The 21,651-nt window shown below is 39.6% G+C and carries 26 protein-coding genes and 1 pseudogene; 12 read left to right on the top strand and 15 right to left on the bottom strand.

Features of this window, described 5'->3' with window-relative positions:
* Positions 1–7: 7 nt before the first annotated feature.
* Genes DS891_RS06970 through DS891_RS06945 form a run of 6 tightly spaced genes read right to left on the bottom strand, consistent with a single transcriptional unit; the run spans position 8 to position 1,437 of the window.
* Entirely contained in the window at positions 8–274 is a 267-nt protein-coding gene (locus DS891_RS06970) for a hypothetical protein (protein WP_174169291.1), read from the bottom strand.
* Positions 274–438: a hypothetical protein gene (locus DS891_RS06965; protein WP_174169290.1), complete on the bottom strand. Its 165-nt coding sequence runs from the start codon at positions 436–438 to the stop codon at positions 274–276. Before DS891_RS06965 ends, DS891_RS06970 begins: the two co-directional genes overlap by 1 nt.
* The gene (locus DS891_RS06960) at positions 438–611 is read right to left on the bottom strand and encodes a hypothetical protein (protein ID WP_174169289.1); all 174 of its coding nucleotides are present in this window, start codon (positions 609–611) and stop codon (positions 438–440) included. The genes DS891_RS06965 and DS891_RS06960 overlap by 1 nt, the downstream gene beginning before the upstream one ends.
* 22 nt (positions 612–633) lie before the next feature.
* Complete coding sequence (locus tag DS891_RS06955; protein WP_174169288.1) at positions 634–957, bottom strand: hypothetical protein; 324 nt, start codon at positions 955–957, stop codon at positions 634–636.
* 4 nt (positions 958–961) lie between these two features.
* Positions 962–1,234, bottom strand: coding sequence for a hypothetical protein (locus DS891_RS06950; protein WP_174169287.1), 273 nt, complete (start codon positions 1,232–1,234; stop codon positions 962–964).
* The gene (locus DS891_RS06945) at positions 1,234–1,437 is read right to left on the bottom strand and encodes a hypothetical protein (RefSeq protein WP_174169286.1); all 204 of its coding nucleotides are present in this window, start codon (positions 1,435–1,437) and stop codon (positions 1,234–1,236) included. Before DS891_RS06945 ends, DS891_RS06950 begins: the two co-directional genes overlap by 1 nt.
* 215 nt (positions 1,438–1,652) lie before the next feature.
* On the opposite strand from DS891_RS06945, the gene DS891_RS06940 reads away from it, so the two are divergent.
* Positions 1,653–2,309, top strand: a complete 657-nt coding sequence (locus DS891_RS06940) for a hypothetical protein (protein ID WP_174169285.1) — start codon at positions 1,653–1,655, stop codon at positions 2,307–2,309.
* A 1,254-nt stretch (positions 2,310–3,563) separates the two neighbouring features.
* On the opposite strand, the gene DS891_RS06935 is transcribed toward DS891_RS06940, so the two are convergent.
* Entirely contained in the window at positions 3,564–5,117 is a 1,554-nt protein-coding gene (locus tag DS891_RS06935) for a recombinase family protein (RefSeq protein ID WP_174169284.1), read from the bottom strand.
* Positions 5,118–5,146: 29 nt separating this feature from the next.
* Here DS891_RS06935 and DS891_RS06930 point away from each other — a divergent pair.
* The 3 genes and pseudogenes from DS891_RS06930 to DS891_RS06920 all read left to right on the top strand — a co-directional run.
* Positions 5,147–6,184, top strand: a pseudogene (locus DS891_RS06930) (DASS family sodium-coupled anion symporter); the annotation flags it as partial.
* Positions 6,185–6,328: 144 nt separating this feature from the next.
* The gene (locus DS891_RS06925) at positions 6,329–7,732 is read left to right on the top strand and encodes a coniferyl aldehyde dehydrogenase (RefSeq protein WP_174169283.1); all 1,404 of its coding nucleotides are present in this window, start codon (positions 6,329–6,331) and stop codon (positions 7,730–7,732) included.
* 204 nt (positions 7,733–7,936) lie between these two features.
* Entirely contained in the window at positions 7,937–8,311 is a 375-nt protein-coding gene (locus DS891_RS06920; protein WP_174169282.1) for a VOC family protein, read from the top strand.
* 178 nt (positions 8,312–8,489) lie between these two features.
* On the opposite strand, the gene DS891_RS06915 is transcribed toward DS891_RS06920, so the two are convergent.
* Positions 8,490–8,660, bottom strand: a complete 171-nt coding sequence (locus DS891_RS06915) for a DUF2986 domain-containing protein (RefSeq protein WP_010605321.1) — start codon at positions 8,658–8,660, stop codon at positions 8,490–8,492.
* Between the two features lie 186 nt (positions 8,661–8,846).
* Positions 8,847–9,572 carry a tetratricopeptide repeat protein gene (locus DS891_RS06910; RefSeq protein WP_010605322.1) on the bottom strand — a complete coding sequence of 242 codons (726 nt, stop codon included), beginning with the start codon at positions 9,570–9,572 and terminating at the stop codon, positions 8,847–8,849.
* A 140-nt stretch (positions 9,573–9,712) separates the two neighbouring features.
* Between DS891_RS06910 and DS891_RS06905 the strand changes: the two genes are divergently transcribed.
* Positions 9,713–10,498 (top strand): DUF6279 family lipoprotein, encoded by a 786-nt coding sequence (locus DS891_RS06905; RefSeq protein WP_174169281.1) that lies wholly within the window; start codon positions 9,713–9,715, stop codon positions 10,496–10,498.
* A gap of 6 nt (positions 10,499–10,504) precedes the next feature.
* On the opposite strand, the gene DS891_RS06900 is transcribed toward DS891_RS06905, so the two are convergent.
* From DS891_RS06900 to DS891_RS06890, 3 genes are read right to left on the bottom strand one after another with little or no spacing between them, the layout of a single operon-like run.
* A complete protein-coding gene (locus DS891_RS06900) occupies positions 10,505–11,146 on the bottom strand; it encodes a flavin reductase family protein (RefSeq protein ID WP_174169280.1) in 642 nt (213 codons plus the stop codon).
* 7 nt (positions 11,147–11,153) lie between these two features.
* Positions 11,154–11,879, bottom strand: a complete 726-nt coding sequence (locus DS891_RS06895) for an SDR family NAD(P)-dependent oxidoreductase (protein WP_174169279.1) — start codon at positions 11,877–11,879, stop codon at positions 11,154–11,156.
* Entirely contained in the window at positions 11,872–12,261 is a 390-nt protein-coding gene (locus tag DS891_RS06890; RefSeq protein WP_010605326.1) for a thiol-disulfide oxidoreductase DCC family protein, read from the bottom strand. The genes DS891_RS06895 and DS891_RS06890 overlap by 8 nt, the downstream gene beginning before the upstream one ends.
* Positions 12,262–12,386: 125 nt before the next feature.
* Between DS891_RS06890 and ppc the strand changes: the two genes are divergently transcribed.
* From ppc to cdd, 3 genes are all read left to right on the top strand, one after another.
* Positions 12,387–15,020, top strand: coding sequence for a phosphoenolpyruvate carboxylase (gene ppc / locus DS891_RS06885; RefSeq protein ID WP_174169278.1), 2,634 nt, complete (start codon positions 12,387–12,389; stop codon positions 15,018–15,020).
* A gap of 266 nt (positions 15,021–15,286) precedes the next feature.
* Positions 15,287–15,604 carry a hypothetical protein gene (locus tag DS891_RS06880; RefSeq protein ID WP_223192100.1) on the top strand — a complete coding sequence of 106 codons (318 nt, stop codon included), beginning with the start codon at positions 15,287–15,289 and terminating at the stop codon, positions 15,602–15,604.
* Positions 15,605–15,647: 43 nt separating this feature from the next.
* Entirely contained in the window at positions 15,648–16,514 is an 867-nt protein-coding gene (cdd, locus tag DS891_RS06875; protein WP_010605329.1) for a cytidine deaminase, read from the top strand.
* A 26-nt stretch (positions 16,515–16,540) separates the two neighbouring features.
* On the opposite strand, the gene udp is transcribed toward cdd, so the two are convergent.
* Entirely contained in the window at positions 16,541–17,299 is a 759-nt protein-coding gene (gene udp / locus DS891_RS06870) for a uridine phosphorylase (RefSeq protein WP_010605330.1), read from the bottom strand.
* Positions 17,300–17,677: 378 nt separating this feature from the next.
* Between udp and DS891_RS06865 the strand changes: the two genes are divergently transcribed.
* From DS891_RS06865 to DS891_RS06855, 3 genes are all read left to right on the top strand, one after another.
* A complete protein-coding gene (locus DS891_RS06865; protein WP_010605331.1) occupies positions 17,678–18,457 on the top strand; it encodes a DUF2189 domain-containing protein in 780 nt (259 codons plus the stop codon).
* 296 nt (positions 18,458–18,753) lie between these two features.
* A complete protein-coding gene (locus DS891_RS06860; protein WP_174169277.1) occupies positions 18,754–19,866 on the top strand; it encodes an arginase family protein in 1,113 nt (370 codons plus the stop codon).
* Positions 19,867–20,040: 174 nt separating this feature from the next.
* On the top strand, positions 20,041–20,751 hold the full coding sequence (locus DS891_RS06855; protein WP_174169276.1) for a transporter substrate-binding domain-containing protein: 711 nt from the start codon (positions 20,041–20,043) through the stop codon (positions 20,749–20,751).
* A gap of 16 nt (positions 20,752–20,767) precedes the next feature.
* Here the strand turns inward: DS891_RS06855 and DS891_RS06850 are convergent, their stop codons facing one another.
* Both DS891_RS06850 and DS891_RS06845 read right to left on the bottom strand, forming a co-directional pair.
* Complete coding sequence (locus DS891_RS06850; RefSeq protein ID WP_017216709.1) at positions 20,768–21,010, bottom strand: VF530 family DNA-binding protein; 243 nt, start codon at positions 21,008–21,010, stop codon at positions 20,768–20,770.
* A 32-nt stretch (positions 21,011–21,042) separates the two neighbouring features.
* Positions 21,043–21,324: a DUF1496 domain-containing protein gene (locus DS891_RS06845; RefSeq protein WP_010605335.1), complete on the bottom strand. Its 282-nt coding sequence runs from the start codon at positions 21,322–21,324 to the stop codon at positions 21,043–21,045.
* A 60-nt stretch (positions 21,325–21,384) separates the two neighbouring features.
* On the opposite strand from DS891_RS06845, the gene DS891_RS06840 reads away from it, so the two are divergent.
* Positions 21,385–21,615 carry a TIGR02647 family protein gene (locus tag DS891_RS06840; RefSeq protein ID WP_010373121.1) on the top strand — a complete coding sequence of 77 codons (231 nt, stop codon included), beginning with the start codon at positions 21,385–21,387 and terminating at the stop codon, positions 21,613–21,615.
* Positions 21,616–21,651: the final 36 nt, after the last annotated feature.

The raw sequence follows: 21,651 nt of genomic DNA, 5'->3' as shown, positions 1-21,651 counted from the left end.
TTTAAAGTTATTGTTTTGTTTCCTTCAAGGTTAATATTTTTAAACATTCAGCCAATTTGAAAGCATTATAATCTTGCCATTTATCTGTATTATAAAGTTCATTGTAAAGTGAATATACATCTACAGGTTTAAATGTTAAATCTGTTTGTCTAATAATGGTTTTTAACATTAAATCAATTTCATTAAAGCTATTTAAATCGTGTTGAAAATAACTATATAACTTTGACTGAAAGTATAATTCTAATCCTCGTTTATATTTTACATCATTCATCATTATTCTTTACCTTTTGATTTAATTTCATCGCGAACTTTTGTAACTTTTTCATTTAATTGTTTGAAAAATTCCGAATGATCGTTATAATCTTTTTCGAACATTTTTGCCTTATGAATCAAATGTTTATAAAGCTGTTCAGTATAATTTTTTGGAGTATTCATCATTATGCTTTACCGTCTAGTAAGTTTTGAAACTGTTTCTGATTATCTTTAAACTTTTTTAAAATATCTTCTAGCATGATTATTGTTCGTTCAATTTTGGGAATACGCTCATTAATAATCTTTAATTCTGCCTCAATCATTTCCTTATAAATTGATTTTGGGTCTCGTTGTTCCATGTTTTCAATACCTGTTGTTATTCTACAATTTAAATGTATATTTTACTTCCTCAACTAACTCTTTGTTATTTTTAGCCAATAGTGAGTCATTATCTGGAGTAAATTTCTTTTTCTGTTTCTGTTTTTCATCAACTTTATTCTTGATAATTCTATTATATTCGTATTTAAGTTGATTTAATTTATCTTCATTATATTGATCTTGTTTAAACCCACCAACTAAAGCTGAAAAATCTTTCTGTAAAACTCGTCTTTTATTATCCAGACACCGTTCAATAGTGCGTCTGAATATCTCAGCAACTTTTACTTTAAAATCCTCAGTTAATTCGTTATTTTCCATTATTTCCATTTTATCATTCCTCATTAAACTGGATCATCTCTTTTAGAGTTTCGATTTCTGTCTTAAGATTCTCAAAATCTTGTTTAGCATCTTTTAACTGTTCTATGAATGATGAATAAAATTTCTGATAATAACTTAAAACTGATGTATTAATTGCTGTTATAAAAGCTTCTTTTGCTTTATAAATTTCATCGTCTGGTAAATGATATTTAAGTAAATCGTGTAATTCATTTACTGACATTTCAATAATATTGCGTGTATCTTTGTCTAATAAATCTGTTTCCATTATTGCACCTGTTTTTTATATTCGATTAATCTTTCTTTTTTAAATTGATAAACATCTACAAGATATTCGTTTAATAGTTCAGCGATAACTGCGTTAATACTTTTCTTTTTACCGTTATTAAATTCTGGTTGTTGTAGTTTATCTAATGCTATTCTTGAATATTCAGATAGATCAACTTGTATACCTTTAATTCTTGTTTTCATGTGTTTTCACCATACTGTAAACTTGCTTTATTTATTTTAATAATATTTATATACAAAAGGATTTGCAGTAAATATACAGTAAATTAAGACTCATAAATATTATTGAAATGAAATATACAGTAAACTTACAGTGAATCTTAATCCATAATTTTCATTGATTATATTTTAGAGTGGTTTTACTGTAAGTTATAATTAAAGAAAAGAGGATTAAAAATATGGCTGCAACATTAAAACATCAAGCTAAAAAAGTGACTAAGAGTGAAACAAAATTAACTGACCATGACGTAAAGGGTGTTAGTGTATATTCAGTATATAAATATGCGACTGATAATAATTGTAGAATTCGTCAAGGTATTTTTGATAGTGACACAGGTTTAGAACTCATCAATATGAAGTTCAAAGATCATGATTTAGTTGATAAGAACGGATTTTACGATTTAGAAGATAAACTTATTCATTCAGAAACATACAAAAACTATAAAAATATTAGTTTGAAACTATTGATTAACGGTGAGGTATATTCTTTTAATCATAACCTAAAACTAAAAGATGGATCTTTAACGTTGAAAATGCTTATGGAATTAACAGCTCATTTTATTGGATTTGCTGCTGAACATGTATCATCTAGTGAAAAATACGATGCAATTTTTGCAGATCAACATCCTTTTTTAATGAAATTTACCAAATTACAAACAAGAGTTTCTGACGATAAAGTGACGGTTCACGCCACATTAAAAAGTAATGCTCTCGAACCATTAAAACAAAAGTGGGCTGATCTTGAAGCACAAGCTAAATCACAAGCCGTGTTGAATCATACTCATCATAAAATAAGCTATTCAGAAAGTGTCCGTAAATCACAATTAATTTTGTAAAATAATTCAAAATAGTTGTTGACAATGGTTACAAAACTATGAGACAATCTATCTTGCTGGTGGGATTCTTTAATTTAAGATTCATGTATTAGTTATTTGACCATCAGCAAATTAATTTTAAAAAATTATGCAAAAAAGTATTGACACTATCAATTGATTGGTGTTATAATCATTTCCATAGTTTGAAAAGGTTCTTTAAGCGGATTGAATATCATATTCACAGTGCTTAGAGTCACACAATTTGAAAAAGGTTTCTAAAAAGAATCGTTACTTTCCATTCCTGTAGAGGTGATTTATAAATTTCATCTTGAGGACGCGATAATACAATGTGTTGAAAAATGTATTATCAAGTTTGAATGGTGCGCTACACAAGCAATAATAAGAACGGTTCTTTAATCATCAAAACAATTCGGCACTATAGCCTGTTCTATTATTAATAATTCAAGTGAATGATAATTAATTTAGAGGACGTTTCTGAACGTTTGTTTATAGTGACGAATGATGAATAATGTTAGTGAATACTTACATAATGGATGTGTAAAGATTCGTTTACAATGTTCATCTGTTCATGATGATGGGTTCATGGTTGCTGAGCTATAGCGAATTATTCATTATGGGAGTTCAGCTTTACCAACTATTGATAATAGTATTTTATAATGAGTATTATTATCAATAGTACTTTACAACCCAAAGTGCCGCAGGGTCATTTTATTATGGCCTTACCAGTTTCCTTCATTTTTTTATCTGTAAACTCCTTACATTTAATTTCAATGTTCAAAATAGTCTGTTCTATGTTTTTCTTATCATGGTTTCATAGAACAGACTTTTTTTATGAAAAGAATCATTGGCGAGCTTTAGCGAGTGGTTGAACGTAGTGAAACTAATATTTAACATCTTATTAATTATGTTGTATAATAATTAATTATCATTCCTCATTTATGAATAGATCTAATTAATATTCCTTTTAAAGATCAGTTACTTACGAGCAACGCGAGAAAACCGTAGGTTTTTAGATTATTCCTCATCTATTAATTATATTAACTATTATGTTAACAGATCCTATTAATTATAATTAAATTTATATTAAATATACGCTCCCCAAGGGGAGTGCGAGGGGCGCGCCCCTGCAAATTAAAATTTATTTCTAAATTAGATCTATTAGCTATCAATTAACTTTAGATTACAAAAGAGATTTTAGCATATTTTTAAATAAAAATCAACCCCTAAATTCAACTTTTTTCAATCTTTTTTACATCATCCCCAAACTTGCTTAAAGGTATTAAAACCGTCAGGGTCACTGTTCTTATTATGCAGCCTCAGATTGACTATACAGCCATTATGATAATGAATAGTAGCTCTACACGTTATATGATCTGAACCTTTATTAAAATTAATCCTGTTAACGATTTTACGTATCATGGCATTCAATTTTATTAATTCATCTTGTGTAGGTTCGTGATAATCAGCCAAAGTTTGTTTAATTTCATTGACAGTATCAACTATTGGATCATCTTGAATCGAAAGTTTATCTATCCTTGATTTAGTAGTCTGGATCTTGGCAACTACTTTTTTTAACTCGGTTTCTAGATCTGTTATATCATCTTCGATAAGAAACAATTTTCTTAAACGTTCGCGCTTACGCTCAAGAACTTTTAATTCATCTTGTAACTGTTCAACCTCGTTTTTTGAATTTCTTTCTAAGCTGGTGGTAGGTTGTATCGAATCTACATCTAAGTATGAAAAATAATGAACCAAAGAGGCGTGAATCATTGAGGGATAATTTATTGATCCTGCTTTGCAATGGTACTCTGAACGTCCTTGTGTAGCATTGACGCACCTCAGATAGAATTGTTCTCTATGACCATGATAAACTGCCATACGTCCACCACAGGAAGAACAGTAGCTTATTGAATGAAACAGGTTTTTAATAGTCGTCTGGCGCGTTCCTTTAGTCTTACTGAATGATGCTTGAACCTTGTTGAACAGTTCATTATCTATCGCAGCAGGGTAAAAACCAGTTTCCCATCTTACAAGCTCACGTTTGCCAGATTCGTTACTATAAACACCAAAATCGCCTATACACGTTCGCGACTTTAAAAGGTTAGTGATCCTAGTTTGTGAAACAAGTTTCGTGCGACTGTTGCGGAATGATACACCACTATCATTTAAACGTTTTACAATGGATAGAACCGAATATCCTTTCAATTTTAACTCAAACAGTTCCTTTAATTTTTCAACCTCTGAATCAACTAAATGATAACCGTTGTCCTTCCATTCAATCCAAAATGGCAAGTGTCGGGAACATTTAACGGATTTTGACTTGATGTTGGACTGGTAGCTAGCTTTGATTCTGGTTGACTTTTGCTTAGATTCTGCATAAGCGAGATGAAGGAATATTTGTACCTGTAAATCTAGTCCCATATCGGATGAGCTATCATAAGTTATTAATTCATATCCCATCTTAAGAATAATTAATTCAATACCATTTTCTAAGATAGTTGCAAACAATTTTCTAGCTTGATGGATGGGTAAACGAGTAATACGATCTATTGTCTCTACGGCTAAAACGCAATTTTTCAATTGACCGTTTTTTACACTGTTTATAAATTGGCCTAGTTCCCCTGTATCAGAAATATTATCCCCTTTGAACGCACTGACGCCACGATCTGAGAGATAGCCAGCTAATTTACAATTATGTTGGTTTTCAAGTTGATGTATTATTGAGGGATCTATAGTTTGACGATCAAGACCTTTACCTGATATCTGAACTTCGCTTGAAACACGACTATAAACGTATAAGTTTTTCAATGGTTTATACTCTTTTTATGTAAATTTTGATAAGTGTGTCTAAGTATAACACAGCTACGGCAGTAATGATGTTACCGATTGCACTTTCGGTTATTCACTTGGTAAAAGAGCAGGGTGGAGATAGCCAAAGCTTTGCTAAAGCGCTATTACTTTCTATCGCTTATGGTGCCAGTATTGGAGGTATTGCAACTTTAATTGGTACGCCACCAAATGCGTTAATGGCTGCATATTTATCCGACAGTTATCAAATAGAGATTGGTTTTGCCACTTGGATGATGATTGGTGTGCCTTTGTCTTTGGTGATGCTGGCATTTGCTTGGTTCTGGTTGACCAAAGTGACTTACAAGGTTGATAAAGAAGAAATCAATGTTGATACTAAGTCGTTATTTACTTCCCAATTAAAAGCACTCGGTGAAATGTCTCGTGCGGAGAAAGGGGTTTTTGCGGTATTTATTTTAGCGGCAGTATGTTGGATCTTTAGACCGCTAATTGGTGATGTTACGGGTCTTAAATTGTCAGATACTGGCATTGCAATTGCCGCTGCACTGTTACTATTTGTTCTTCCTGCTAAGTCGGGAAGTGACGAACGTATTTTAGATTGGGAAAGCGCAGCTAAGGTGCCTTGGGGGATTTTGCTATTATTTGGCGGTGGTTTATCGCTCGCGGCACAGATCAAATCTTCAGGACTTGCCGATTACATCGCTAACTTACTTGTGGGCGCGGATGCCATGGGCTTAGTGCTTGGCGTGCTAGTTGTTGCAGCGCTTATTACGTTCTTAACGGAAATTACCAGCAATACCGCAACGGCTGCAGGCTTTTTACCTTTACTTGGACCTGTCGCTGAATCAATCACGGGCTCTCCTTTAGCTTGGGTTATCCCTGCAGCAATCGCGGCCAGTTGCGCCTTTATGATGCCTGTCGCAACACCACCAAATGCCATCGTATTTGGCTCGGGTGAGATTAAAATTAAAGACATGATCCGAGCAGGGTTTGTTTTGAACTTAGTCGCAATTGGGTTAATTACAATCGTTACCTTGACTTTGGCAAGGAGCATACTAGGGTTTTAAAGTTGCCATTCTCCACAGGCTGTGTCCATCGAAAGGCAACTCGGTCATACGCAGCCTGCCTCCATAGTAATACCTAGCTTTTTGAAGATAGACCCGTTGTTTTTTCCTTGCTATATTCGAATTAGACATTAGCAGGACCTGATAATGATTGAAGATAATACCAGCACTCTAATAGCCACATTTACTCAGTTAAAAAGCCGCTTTAACCAAGATCCTTACCCAGCGCTTGAAAAGCGCTTACGTTTACTAGCGGAAATAAAAGCACGTATATTGCAACGGCAAGATCAATTAGTCGAGGCGGCGGATCAGGACTTTGGTACTCGGAGTCGATTCGATACTGTGATTGCAGACATCATGCCTTGCATTAATTCGATTGATTATATCGCTAAGCACCTGCGCAAATGGAGCAAAGTGCAGCATCGTTCACCCGGTGCGCAGTGGCTACCATCTAAGGCGAAAATTGAGATTGTGCCAAAAGGAGTCTTGGGCGTGATAGCCCCGTGGAATTATCCAATTCAGTTGGCGATTGTCCCCGTGATTACCGCCCTCGCCGCTGGAAACAAAGTCATGCTCAAGTTGAGCGAGTTCACTCCCAATGTGAATGCGGTGATAAGAGCCATTTTTAAAGGATTGGATAATGAAGTGTGCGTCATTGAAGGTGGACCTGATATTGCCACGACTTTTACTGAGCAGCCATTTGATCACTTGCTATTTACAGGTTCAACAGCAGTTGGCAAAAAGGTGATGGCGGCGGCGGCTAAAAATCTCACGCCGGTCACCCTAGAGTTAGGGGGGAAATCACCTGTTATTGTGCTTGATGACGCTGATATCAGCGCCGCTGCGATGAGCGTGTTAATGGGTAAGCTCTCTAATTCAGGTCAAATCTGTGTTGCACCAGATTATGTGTTAGTGCACGAAGAAAAATACGACGCATTTATTGCTGAGCTGGAACAGCACTACGAAAAAACATATAAAACAAAAGTAGGTGTAAAAAACCAAACTTCAATTATTAACGACAGACAATTTCAGCGCTTAAATGACATTATTATTGATGCCAAAAGTAAAGGCGCAAATGTATGGCAAGCTGAGCCGGCATGCGACAATCGTCAGCTCCCTCTGCATATCATCACCCATGTCAACAAAAGCATGAGGGTGATGCAAGAGGAGTTATTTGGAACGATTTTGCCGATACTAAAAATATCCGACTTAAATGATGCGATTAACTACATTAGAGAAGACACCACACCGCTTGCGAGTTATTTGTTTACGCAATCTCAGGTTGCTATGAATAAAGTGTCAAAGGAGCTCGCAACGGGGACTCTAGCGATCAACGAAACCATAGTGCACGTGGTTGTTGAGTCTTTACCCTTTGGTGGCCTAGGTCACTCTGGTATGGGTCAATATCATGGCGAAGAAGGCTTTTATACCTTTAGCCACAAAAAGCCCATTCTCCAATCCAATAATACTAAATGGCGCAACAAGATGTTGCTTAGCCATTCGAAGCTGCTTACAAAGCCTTTAGAGTGGCTATTTTTGAGGAGAAAGTAGCGTTAATGTGTTGAGCGAAGCGCCATTACATATTGAGATCCAATGTACTTGAAATAAGACTTAGCCTGAAATATCACTGGTTATTTTTATGGGACTTTACTATATCAACAGATAAAAAAGCTGATGCTAGAGAGAGTGCTGGCTCAGCCCAATATTCAGGCTAACACGATACAGGATGACAGTTTCAGTCAGGAAGGAGTTCACATGAATACTAAGGTTAAGTTCACAGCTGGTCGTAATATCGCCATGAAGCTGCCGCCTCATCAGTACGAGGCAACACTTCAGTTCTACCGCGATGTCATTGGCCTCAAAGAAATAACAGAGCATGCTCCATCGGTTGGTTTTGAGTTTGGCTCCAATAGTCTCAGGCTCGACAGCGTACCTGGTATCAGCCAAGCCGAAACATGGCTCGAGATTGTTACCAATGATATTGCAGCAGCGTCAGAGCACCTCAAAGCTGCTGGCGTCGTACGCTGTGATGAAATCGAGCCGTTACCTGAAGGATTTCAGGCATTCTGGGTGTCAAGCCCTGCATCGATTATCCACCTTGTTTGCAAAGACTCAGAGTCATGGAAATAGTAACACCTAACACGTGTGAATTTTCACTGTTCAAACCAGCAAATCAATTTTAATTTGAGAGCAGAGATCCTCATCTAACGTTGGAGGATTGATTGAGGTAGGCAACAATGCAGAATCATAGTTAAAAAGTGCTTGAAATTAAAATAGTTAATGACGAGCTGACACAAAACTGGGGCTATTAATGCTCGTTGTTTTCGCTATCTAATTCCTCACTTTCTTGCTGTTGGGCTGCGATTTTCTCACGCTCAGCTTTTGAAATATAACGAGGTTTGTTGCTTTTGTGGAGTTTAGCATTAGCACGTTTGTCTTTTTTCTTTAAGGTTTCGTAAATTTTCTTTTTGCGATTCATTTTCACAGCTCATTATGAATGAAGTGCTAGTTTACCTTAGTGTTAGCGGGTTCAACAATGATAAAAAGATTGCCGTGGTTAATAATGAGCATGACTTTTACCTAGGTGTGATGGTACTAGCTCAATCTCTTAGTAAGGAAAAATAATAAGGGCCTCACATGAGACCTTTATTATTTACCACTTTACTTACTTTGTACGTGTTTCTGCCACGTATTTACCGGCTTGAATTCGCTCGTAAATACTATTTGCGAGCTCTTTCGCTTGCTCGATTTGTGAAGGGGAAAGCTGTTTTTCGTCGAGTACTCGGCTCTTTGTGGCTTCGGCATAACCATTAAACTCGGCTAACGTGTTCCATACGTACGAGCGTTCAATATTTTTCTCGACTCCTAAGCCCTGAAAATACATGAGTGCTAAATTAAACATGGCTAAGGTGTAGTTGTTTGCGGCGGCTTTTTCATACCAGTTAAGTGCATGGCGGTAACTTTGTGGTACACCGTCACCGTTTGCATACATTAGCGCTACGTTAAATTGCGCGGCTGGCATGTTTTTGTTTGCCGCTCTGGTCATTAGCTCAACGTATTTTGAGCGGTCCTTTTTAACGCCGCGACCTTCGTCATACATGACTGCTAGCGCAAACATTGCGTCGGCTTCACCAAGTTTTACGGCCTGTTGAAATAACTCTGCAGCTTTGCGCTGATTTTTAACGACACCATAGCCGCCTTCATACATTACACCGAGTTGATAAATGCCTGGGGCGTAGTTCATTTCAGCTAAATAATTGAATTCTTGTAGTGCTTCTTCGAACCTGCCAGCATTGAGTGCATCTATGCCTTCTTCCAATCCAGCTGTTGCCAAAGGTGCTTGGCTTAAAAGTGCAATGGCGATACATGCTTTTGAAATCCTGCCTAACATCATAGACCTCCTTAAGGTAGCTATGCTAACTATGTTGTTAGTTATTCTAATGCCAGAAACACAGATTTACAAAATACAAATCTAAAATGGCAGATACTGCGTTAATATAAGGTAATAAAAACAAAAATTGAGGCTATGGGATGAAGAAATTAATAGCACTGGCGCTATGTTTACTGTGTTTGGCTGGATGTAGTCAAAGATTGGCCTATAACAACTTAGGATGGTTAGCGAGTTATTATATTTCCGATTATGTTGAGCTGACGGATGAGCAAGAGGAAAAGCTTGAGGCTGATGTAGAATCTTTGGTTGCGTGGCATCGACAGTCAGAGCTACCAAAATACAAATCTCATATCCAATCACTGTTGAAGCACTGGCAAACCATGACAGAGAGTGACATGGTGCATATGGTGTATACCACAAGGAACTATTGGTATTCCGTCGTTGAAGCCGTATATCCCAAGTTAGAAACACACCTAAATTCGCTTAACCGTGAACAGCGAGAAATGCTGATAGCCAACATAGAAAAAGAAATGTTGGACGATGACTGGGAGGAAGGAGACCAATTTAACCGCTACGAGCGTTGGCTTGGTGATTTGAGTGATAAACAAAAGGAGCTTATTAACGAATATTACGAGCAAGGCGAGTTTGCGCGTCAGGTTTGGCGTGCACATGAACAAAGACGATTTAGCCAGTTTAAACAAGCCATGATACTGAGCGGAGTCGAGCAGGTTTCACCTGAGCTGTTGCAGCAAGCGATAGTTACTACACCCACAGCGCTGCCTGAGCGCATCCTAGATATTCAAGCAAGGCGAATAAAAGAGTATGCAAATCTCGCTGTGAAACTAAAAGGCACCATGAGCGACAAACAGAAGAAGCACTTTAAGGAAGAGCTCGAGGAATTACTTGAGCTCTTGGAATCATTGTAGAGATACCTAGCCAAGTAATTTAATTCTGGTTGGCTTGTTTGGTTTAGCATACTCCAAGCGATTAATACGCTTGGTACTGTGATAGCCGTCTAAACTGGAAATCGCGACACAGTCGAGCGCCTCTATATCGATATAGCCGTCCTCGAGTAGAGCGTTTTCTTCAATGTGAAGCGACTCAATTTCGCCTATTACCAGCTCGGTATCGTTGAGCTTGATGATTTGGTGCTCTTTGAGGCTAAGCCCGTATTTTAATCTGCTTTCCTTGACGAACGGAGCTGGAAAAGCATTTAAATACTCGACGGTTAAACCCGTTTCCTCAAATTCAGATTGATTCTTTTCATATCTGGCTGAGGTTTGATGGGCTGCCGTATAAATTTGAACATTAACTTGATTGATGGTGTATTTTTCAGTCGCTAAGATATTTTCCAATGTGTGCCTAGGTACACTATGAGGCCTAAAAATCACACCCACGAGCGCCGGGCTGGCACCGAGGTGGAAAACGGAGCTGACGATAGACAAGTTTTCTTGACCTGTCTCATCAACCGTTCCAATTAAGTTAGCGCTTTTGAAGCCTGATAGTGAATTTATCATCAATGCGCGATAACGCTCGTCTAAGGTTTTAATATCGTTACTTGAGAAGTGTTTCATGCTGTGTTCACCATCCAATTAATTTATTTTGCCAGTCAACATAGCTCACCGTACCATCAGGATGACTGTTTGCGATGATGCCACTAAGTTGATGTGCTACAAATTCTGGCGTAAAGAGTTTTTCGTCCGGGACATTGGCTTGAAAAGGTTTTGAAAGTGGCGTGTCGGTAGTACCTGGATGGAACAAAATGAGCTTAATGTTTTTTGCTCGACGCGCAAGCTCGACTGCTGCGGTTTTAAACATCATATTAAGCGCAGCCTTTGAGCTGCGGTAGCTGTACCAGCCGCCCATCTGGTTGTCACTGATGCTTCCAATACGGGCAGAGAGTGCTGTAACTACGCATGACTGCTTACCTTTTAAGACTGGCAATAAAGCTTGTAACCAAAGCATGGGGATCATGGTATTGATATTAAACAGCGCCATGCTGTATTCAAGATCAATGTCCTCGAGCTTTTTCTCTGGGAATGTATCAAACTCGTCATGGAGTAAGCCATTAAAAATGGTGACACTTTTTACCATTAAGTCCAACTCGAGAATACGGCTCGCAACTTGTTGAATTTGTGCTTTAGAATAATCACACTGAAAATGCAGGTTATTGGCATGTGAAGCCGTTTTAGCTTGCCTAGACACCGTGATCATTTTTACGTCGGGATTTTGTTCGGATTGCGCTTGTATAAAGGCATCAGCGATAGCTGAACTTGCACCAATCACTATGATGGCGAAGTTAGTCACGATTGCAATCTCCACTATTTTGTATACTGCATTGATTTGGGACCAGAAGTTTAGAAATTTTCATTCTGTGCCTTGCAAAAAACAGGTAAACGCCGTCTGCAATTGTTCGGATGATGGGTAATCTTAATAATTTGATCCAGCGATGTTTACCAACTTGACTCCAAGCCGCTGCGGTAACATCTAGTCCTAAAATAAGCTTACCTTGGTTATCATAACCGTGGAGTTTAGCCATAGCCGCTTCATGCTCTATCTCAGGAAACTCGCTCGAGAAGCGATCATCATGAATATTCACAAAATCAATTTTATTGTGTTGATCGAAATGCTTAAGTTCATTCATTTCTCTCACACATAGCGGACAGTTACCATCGTAAAATACAATCATTCGCTCACTCGAATAATACTTATCTTTGTCATGTTATTACGTTAACGTCTTGAAAATAGATCGTTCGCAAATCAATTTATTCTCGGTATAGTGGAGTTCGAGTATCTTTTCATCAAGGAGATTGTATGACTGAGCAATACGCAAGCCTACGTAGTAATGTGAGCCTTTTGGGGCAGATGTTAGGGCAAATTATTCAACAAGCGCAGGGTCAAGAAACATTAGACAAAGTTGAAGAAATTAGACACCTAGCAAAATCCTCTAGAAGCGGTAATGATTCAGATAGGCAAGCGCTGATTGACACCTTACGTAGCCTAAGCGATGAAGCGCTACTTCCCGTTGCTCGCTCATTTAATCATTTCTTAAACCTGGCGAATGTCGCAGAACAATTCCACACCATTTCAAAATCAGGCTCTCCAGACGGCGTGATGATCGAAGTCGATAAGGCGCTTGATGAATTGCAAAGTAAAGTTGATGCTGGTGCGCTGACACTAAACGAAGTTGCAGATGTAATAAGCAAACTAAAAATCGATTTGGTGCTAACCGCTCACCCGACGGAAGTAACACGCAGAACCATCATCAATAAACACGTTGAGCTGAGCGAATGTTTAAAAGTGCTTGAGGTGACCTCAGGTGAGGACCCTGTCTACGATGAGGTCATTGACCGCATTGAGCAGTTGATCTCACAAGCGTGGCACACAAGCGATATTAGAGAAAAGCGACCTACGCCGCTGGATGAAGCAAAGTGGGGATTCGCGGTTATTGAAAATAGTCTTTGGGAAGCCGTGCCTAAGTTTGTTCGGTATTTCAACGCCCAAGTGAAAACGCGATTAAATTTACAACTACCCGCCAATTTTAGTCCTATTCAACTCACTTCTTGGATGGGGGGCGATAGAGACGGCAACCCGTTTGTTACTTCTCATGTGACGCAATCTGTGCTTGATCACGGCCGCTGGATGGCGCTTGATTTATATCGTCGAGATCTAGAAATTTTGGGCGCAGAACTCTCTATGAGTAATGCATCCGAAAGCTTTATAGCGCGAGCGGACGGCAGTAATGAACCTTATCGTTATGTACTAAAGCAAGTACGCGCTGAGGTAGAAGAAACCATTGCAGCATTGGAATATAAAATCAAAGGCACGCCCTCTCATTATCAGGACAAGATTAAACAGGTATCACAGATAAGAGAGCCACTAGAGGCGTGTTATCGCTCGCTGGTTGATTGTCGCATGACTAATATTGCCGACGGTTTGTTGTTAGATGTATTAAGACGAATTGACTGTTTTGGCGTGTCTTTATGTAAGTTAGATATTCGCCAAGATTCCGCCAGACATACCGAAGTGTTTTCTGAATTAACACGCTATTTGGGTCTTGGTGATTATGCTCAGTGGCAAGAAGCAGACAAGCAAGCTTTCTTATTAACCGAGCTAAGCTCGAGACGACCGTTACTGCCACGTCATTGGCAACCTTCTTCCAATGTCCAAGAGGTGCTAGAGACATTTGCAACGATTGCGGATCAAGACCAAAACGCACTCGGCATTTACATTATCTCGATGGCGCAAAGTGCCTCTGATATTCTTGCCGTGCATTTATTACTCCAAGAAAGCGGGTGTAAATTCAACTTACCGGTAGCCCCGCTATTTGAAACACTGGATGATTTAAACAATGCGCAATCAGTGATCAGCGGGTTATTTGAGAACACTTGGTATAAAGGCACGATTGGTGCCAAGCAATATGTCATGATCGGCTATTCCGACTCTGCAAAAGACGCAGGGATGATGGCGGCAGGATGGGCGCAGTATGATGCAATGGAAAAGCTGGTTAACCTTGCTGATGCGAAGGGCGTTGAGCTGGTCCTTTTCCATGGCCGTGGAGGTACGATTGGTCGAGGGGGGGCGCCTGCTGCACAAGCGCTGAGATCTCAGCCTCCTGGTTCGCTAAAAAGTGGCTTGCGAGTGACTGAGCAAGGCGAAATGATCCGCTTTAAATTTGGTTTACCTAAAGTCGCGATGCAAAGTCTATCTATTTATACCAGTGCGATTTTACAAAGTAATTTGTTGCCGCCCCCTCGACCCGAACCTAAATGGGTAGAGGTTATGGAGACGATTAGTGAAGCTTCCTGCAAAAAGTATCGCAGTATTGTTCGAGAGAACCCTGAGTTTGTGCCTTACTTTAGAATGGCAACGCCAGAACAAGAGCTGTCTAAATTACCGCTAGGCTCGAGGCCTTCTAAACGAAATCCAAACGGCGGAGTAGAGAGTTTGAGGGCTATTCCATGGATTTTCGCATGGAGTCAAAACCGCTTGATGTTGCCTGCTTGGCTAGGGGCGAAAGAAGGTCTTGAAGCTGCCGTAGAAACGTTTGGTAAAGACATGCTGCAAGAAATGAGCGCAAAGTGGCCATTTTTTAGAACCCGTTTAGAAATGCTCGAAATGGTATTCTGTAAAGCCGACCTTTGGCTCAGCGAGATGTATGATGCAAGTTTAGTTAGTGACGAGTATATAGGCCTAGGGGATGAGTTAAGAGACAACTTACAACAGGCCATCGAGCTTATTCGCGGCCTTGCGCCAGAGTCGTCGCTGTTGTCACAGCAACCTTGGATCAAAGAATCGATCGGGCTGAGAAATCCGTATACTGATCCTCTAAACTTGTTACAAATAGAACTGTTAAAGCGTGTGCGTGAAGAAACCAATCACGATTTGGAACTGGCACTCATGATCACGATGACAGGGATTGCGGCGGGGATGCGCAACACGGGTTAGTGCAACAATTTGAATAATCTATTTTTGTAAAATTTTACATTTATAAGCATAATAGCTACAAAACCAATCCCAATGGATTGGTTTTTTTATTTTGATTGGTTTTTTATTAGTATATTTATTGACAGTAATTCTCATTGATTTAAAATGCGCGGCTGGTTTTACCAGTCGTTTTATTTGTTTTATTCAAGAATTGTCGGTTGATGGGTCTACGATACATGCACAAAATATCTACTAGCGTCACATTTGATGAGTGTAATGATCTGATTATGATGAAGATCAGAGGCATTGCGAATGCAAACGATGTGGTCTCGGCATACGAGAAAGCCAATCTATACGCAAAAAAGCATAATAGTAGCAAAGTATTAGTAGATGTGAGTGAACTTGAACACCGCTTCGCCGCAATTGATATTGTGAACATAATGCCAAAAGTTGCGCACAATATTGGCAATTTACATATTGCACGCGTCGTTGGTTTTGAAGGTTATATGCATGATCTTTTTCTACAGAAAATTAAGCGTTTTAATATCAGCGCTGAAAACTTTGAGTGTTTTAAATCTGCAAGAGAATGGTTGAGTCGGCTGTAACTCTTGCGTAAACTATCCTGCCATAGATAAACATGACAACAATATGGCAAAGATAGAACCATCAATAAAAAGTGCGTTAACGCAATACGCCATCGCCCATCGTGGAATATTTAGTTATTCCCAATTAGTACAATATCAAAACCGCTTTCACTTATCTCGATCTGAGCTTGAGGCTGCATTACTTGAAGTTGCAGCTGAGTTTGCTACGCCTCCTATTTCACAATTTTATGTTGGTGCCATTGCTTGGGATGATAAATCGCAACAAGCGTTTTTAGGCGCGAATTTAGAATTCTCGCATCAGGCGCTTTCTTTGGTTGTTCATGCCGAGCAAGCGGCAATTAACAATGCGTGGTTAAATGGTGCAACGGAAATCTCTAAAATGACGATTAATGCCGCGCCTTGCGGATTTTGTCGTCAATTTATGAATGAGCTAAGCACGGCAAAGGAGCTTGAAATTTTATTGCCGACAGGCAAAACCTCGTTGTGTGACTTGCTGCCGACTTCGTTTGGTCCGGACGATCTGGGCAACAGTGAAAAGCTCTTTTCTCAAGCGCAACATCTTGCTGCGAATGAAACATCGCCTGCATCAATCAGTGCGGCGCTTTATCGGCATTATCTGCGCGCTTATTGCCCCTACACACACAACCAAAGTGCGGTGGAAATTAAACTAGACACTGGTGAGTGCTTTTATGGGCGTTATGCTGAAAATGCGGCTTATAACCCAAGCTTATCGCCATTACAAAGTGCACTAAGTCAATTAGCTATGTCGGGTAAAGTATTATCTGAGGTAAATGTCGTAGAGATCACTTTGCTAGAAAAACAGGGCAGTGCTAATCAGTTGCAAGTAAGCTTAGCGGTTTTAAAGGCATACAATGCCGAGCATTTGCTTACACATATAGAGATTGAGTAACCACTCAATCTCTACGTTTACTGCTACTACTTCGAAAGTAACAGTTCAGCTGCTTTTAAAACTGCAGTGACAGCTTTCTTTTCAACAGCTTGATGGTCGACATTAGGAATTTCTTGGCGTGTTCTGTTTACCAATACGCCTGCAAGACAAGCTGCCTTCAATCCAAGTGCTGCACACATGGTAAATAACGTCGCAGATTCCATCTCATAGTTCATCACATTAAGCTTTTGCCATTCTGCACACGAACCTTGATACGCTTTTCTGACGTAGCCTGAGTATGTGTCGTAACGTTCTTGCCCTGGGTAGAAAGTATCGCTAGACGCAGTGATCCCAACATGGTGAGTAATGCCCAACGATTCACAGGCTTGTACCATTGCTGAAGTGGTATGAAAATCAGACACAGCAGGAAACTCGATAGGCGCAAAATGCTGGCTAGCACCATCTAAACGCACTGATGCCGTGCTCACCAAAATATCACCTTCATCGATATGTGGTTGAATGGCACCAGTCGTACCTATGCGTAAAAAGGTAGTGATACCAAGCTGTGCTAATTCTTCAACGGCGATTGACGTAGATGGGCCGCCTATACCAGTTGAGCAAATTACCACAGGACTTTCATTTAAAAAGCCAAGGTAAATATGAAATTCGCGAGTTTGTGCTAAGCAGACTGGAGAGTCGAGATATTCAGAAATGCGTTTTGAGCGCTCGGGATCACCCGGAACAATTGCTAGTGAAGCGCCTTGTAGGTCGGCTTTCGTAAGACCTAAGTGAAATACCTTTTCCATAGTAAACCTTAGTTATAATTAAAGCGTAATGTTTATAGTTAACGCCTATCAAGTACAGGACAGATGTCCTATTTAAGTGTGGCGTGTTTAAATTATACCAATCGTATTAAGTAAATGAGCTATTTTGAAGCGGGAAATAATATTAGTAGCACCGCTCTCGCGTCCTGCTACCGCTTTGGCAACTAAATCCATATAGGCAAGGCAAAAATTTTGCTATTTAGTTGTTCTAAATAAGAAATTTTTAACGAAGCTTGTATGATATTTTACCCGTTAAATTGGTTAGAGAATTAACGCAGTTGGTATTATAGCTCAGGATAGCTTGCGGGATTGTCGATGTTCCACTAAACCTTAACATGAGAGCAACAATGAGGAATGGTTATGCCTGCTACACATTCTATAAATAAAGATAACGAATTTGCGCGTTGCTTTGAATGCAACAAAGTTCCAACCTTGGCACCGTTTCACTGGCTTGCATTAGCATTTAAAGATATTGCGAATGCACCATTACTTAGCCTAGTATATGGACTTATTTTTACCCTAATACCTGCTTTTATCATGTGGTTAGTGTACCAATCAGGTACCCACTTGGTAATTCTGCCTGCCGCTGTCGCCTTTGCACTTATTGGACCTGCTTTCGCAGCTGGCTTGTATGATGTTGCGTGGGAGTTGGAAAAGGGCCATAAACCAACGTTAACGCATAGTCTTAAATCAATGTTTCGTAATCCCGCTGGCGAGTGGGGGTTTGCGGTGTTACTGATGGTCATTATGATTGTTTGGATGCGCTTAGCGGCGCTTATCCATGCATTATATCCAAATGTTCCGAATCCTACGTTTGAACAGCTTTCGGCATTTTTAGCACTCGGCTCGATAGTGGGAGGCATTTTATTGGTGTGTGTATTTGCAATCTCAGCGTTTACGCCACAAATAATGATGGAGCGCCGAGTGGATATTATGACTGCGGTAATAAGCTCAATGCATGCTGTGAAAGAAAATGTCGGCGCTATGGTGGTATGGTGTGGGATCTTAGTGTTCTTGGTGATGCTTGGGTTTGCAACTGGAACGGCTGGGTTTATCGTTATTATGCCGCTGCTAGCGTACGCAAGTTGGCATGGCTATATCGCTGTAATTAAAACAAAAGTGCCACGCCACTACGAATAACTAAACACCCTCTATGAATAAACAACCGTAGCATCAATGAGCATTGTTGGTACTGCGGTTGACTTCTTATTTGAACCTGTTATATGTGCTGCAACAACGACCTAATGAACAGTCAATGTCTTCCGAAAACGAAGTTAGAGATCAAGTAAGTCTTTTGATTTATAAGGATTTTTATTTTTAATTTGTCGTTTTTACTCATTTTAAGCCAATCGTATTTTGAGTGTTTCGCAATATATAAAGCGCAATAGGGAAGATTTTTCTGGGTCGCATGATTATGCATATAAGAGGGGATAGCGATGTCTGAGAGCAAAAAACAATTCCATAAAAAACTTGAGCACTGTTTATGCCCACCGGGAGATGGTGTGTTTACAGTAAACACAGCGAAAGAAAGAAAAGACGCGCTAAGACGAAAGCTATATGGACAAACAGAAGGTGTCGATACTTTATGGAAAGCGTCACTGGAAAAATTGGGCGAAAGTGAACATAAAGCGGCAATTCTTGGGATCAGTTCAGATTGTGGCGGTGGTATTTTACGCGGCGCCAACTGGGGCCCGTTATTTTTGCGTTCGACATTAATTGAGCAACAGCCGCAAACGAGCGCGTTTGACCTTGGCGATGTGCGTGTTATTCCACATTTACTGCACGACAAATATTTAAACGAGAGCACGATCAGTAATTGTCAAAAGGCACTTTATGCTGACCCAGAGAGTGAGTATTACGTCTCACCATTATCTATTACAGAAGATGTGTGTGATGGCTTTTACGAAAATTACCCAGATAAAGGCGTGTTTGGCATTGGTGGCGACCACTCAATCAGCTACCCGTTAACAAAAGCGTATCTTAAAGCAAAGCGTGCTCGTGGTGTAAAAACAGCGATTATCCATTTTGATGCTCACACGGATTTACTTGTTGAGCGCTTAGGTATCGATTTATGCTTCGGCTCTTGGTGTACGCATATCCTAGAGTTTTTGCCTGCACCCCATCATTTAGTACAATTTGGGATCCGCTCGAGTGGCAAACCTAAGTCTCATTGGGAGTCTACATTCGGTGTTAAGCAGCATTGGGCTCATGAGATCAGAGAGCGTGGTGCACAAGCGATTGTAGATGAAGTTATTGCACAGCTAAAGGCTGACGGTGTTGAAGAGCTTTATGTTAGCTTTGACATTGACGCACTTGATGAAGAGTTTGCTTCTGCAACGGGTACTCCAGAGGCAGGGGGTATGACTCCAGACGAAGCGATGTTAATTCTACAAGCGCTGCGTGGTGAGTTTAAAATCACAGGTGCAGACATGATGGAAATAGCCCCATTTACCGACAGCTCTCTTGTTGGACAAACGAGCTCAGAAACCACGCTTAAAGAAGGCGCTAAGCTGAGTGCGTTTTTAATTGATGCTATCAACAATAGCTAAAGCAACTAAATAACTAAACAGCACTGTGATAGGCGAAGGCATCTTTGTCTATCACTCATTCACTTCAATAAGTTACCCATAACCCGCATTCACAAGCAGCTATTCTATCTCTTTAAAAATTGCTCAACCTTTAAGTTAAGACTATATTATTCAAGTAGCTATGGGGAGAGTTTCATGAAGGGTGCATACTCTTTTGGTCTTTGTATTTTACTGACGAGTTTCAGTGCGCTTGCCTATACGCTAAATATTGTCACTGAGAACTTTCCTGACTTCCAATACCTTAATGAAAAAGGGGAGCTAATTGGGCGTTCAGCGGATAAAGTTAGGGCAGTGCTTGATGACTCAGGCGTTGATTACACCATCAACGTACTTTCATGGCCTGCAGCCTATAATGCCGCATTAAGAAAAGAAGATACCTGTGTGTTTTCAACAGCCAGAAATACCATTCGCGAAAATGAGTTTAATTGGGTATTTCCCATTGATACGTTTACCACCTCTTTTTATGCGCTACGTGAAAGCAAAATCAAGCTGAATAAATTAGAAGATGCTCAAGCTTATCGAACTGCGGTGATCCGAGATAATTTTAGCCACCAATTTTTAATGGAACATGGTTTTCAAGAAGGGAAACAGCTTATCCTGATTAATTCTTTTGATAAGGTTTTTGAGCTACTCAAGACGCGCAAAGACTTTGTTGATTTGGTGATATTAAGCGATGCTCAGTTTAGGTTTCGAAGTGCAAAAGAGCAAACGGCTCAATTACTTGAGCCGGTATATACATTAGATCAGTTTAATACGTCTCTTTACCTAGCTTGTAATAAAAATGTTCCCAAGCATATTCTTGAAAAGCTCCAGGAAACTTACAACGTGCTTTATGTAGCCAAATAAACTTAGAGAAAACGGGTTATTTTTTTATATCTGGCCACTGAAAGCCGTGGAAGGTATCTAGATACAGTTGCTCCACTTTGGTTCTTGCCCAAGGTGTGCGACGCAAAAACTTGAGACTAGATTTAACGCTTGGATTATCTTTGAAGCAGTTGATATCTACGGCGGCTGCCATTTCTTTCCAGCCTAGTTGCTGTTCAAGTTTTACAATAATTTCTTCTAACTTGATACCGTGAAGGGGGTTATTTGCTTGGGTTGTCATCTTCTACTTCTATATAACTTTAGATATTACGCCTAGTTTACCCTAATTTTATCCGAAATTTCAGGTCTAATTGGTGCCCCAGACGCGTCAGCCTTTACCCACACAAGTTTGCCATTGTCTTCGTTGTACTTTTTCGTTGCACAGACAAACAGCATGTCAAACTGTAGCAATAGTGCGCCTTCGCTATATGACTTTCCTTCATACCAACAGACTTGCTTTGGTATTTCTCCATATAACCTCAAATCAGCGGGCGTTGTAGCCAAAACAGGCAGTGAGATCAAATTAACAGTGATTAAACAAATTAAAAACTTCATCAAATTTGGTTTTTTGAACTAGAGTGTTAAATGACTATAGAAGAATAAGGAAAAATGACAATGGCATTAGACCAAAAATTGTTGGATGAGTTGACCTTACTAGCTAGATTTCCAAGACATAGTTTGCATCAGGGGATAAAAATTCATAGCAGCGCGCCTGAAGGTATACAAGGTGCCGCGATGCGGCTATTTGAAAAAGGGGTCATTGACAGCCCCGATGGGGGTTATTTGACTGATCTTGGTCACGACCTTATTGGCCATTTTGATCATGTCTATAGCGCGTTGAAATAACAAACGTTCATTTGATTGAAAGAGTGATATGCTTAG

Origin of the sequence: Pseudoalteromonas sp. JC28, assembly GCF_013319255.1 — a bacterium.
Classification (GTDB): domain Bacteria; phylum Pseudomonadota; class Gammaproteobacteria; order Enterobacterales; family Alteromonadaceae; genus Pseudoalteromonas.
This window is presented reverse-complemented; position numbering and strand designations above follow the sequence as displayed.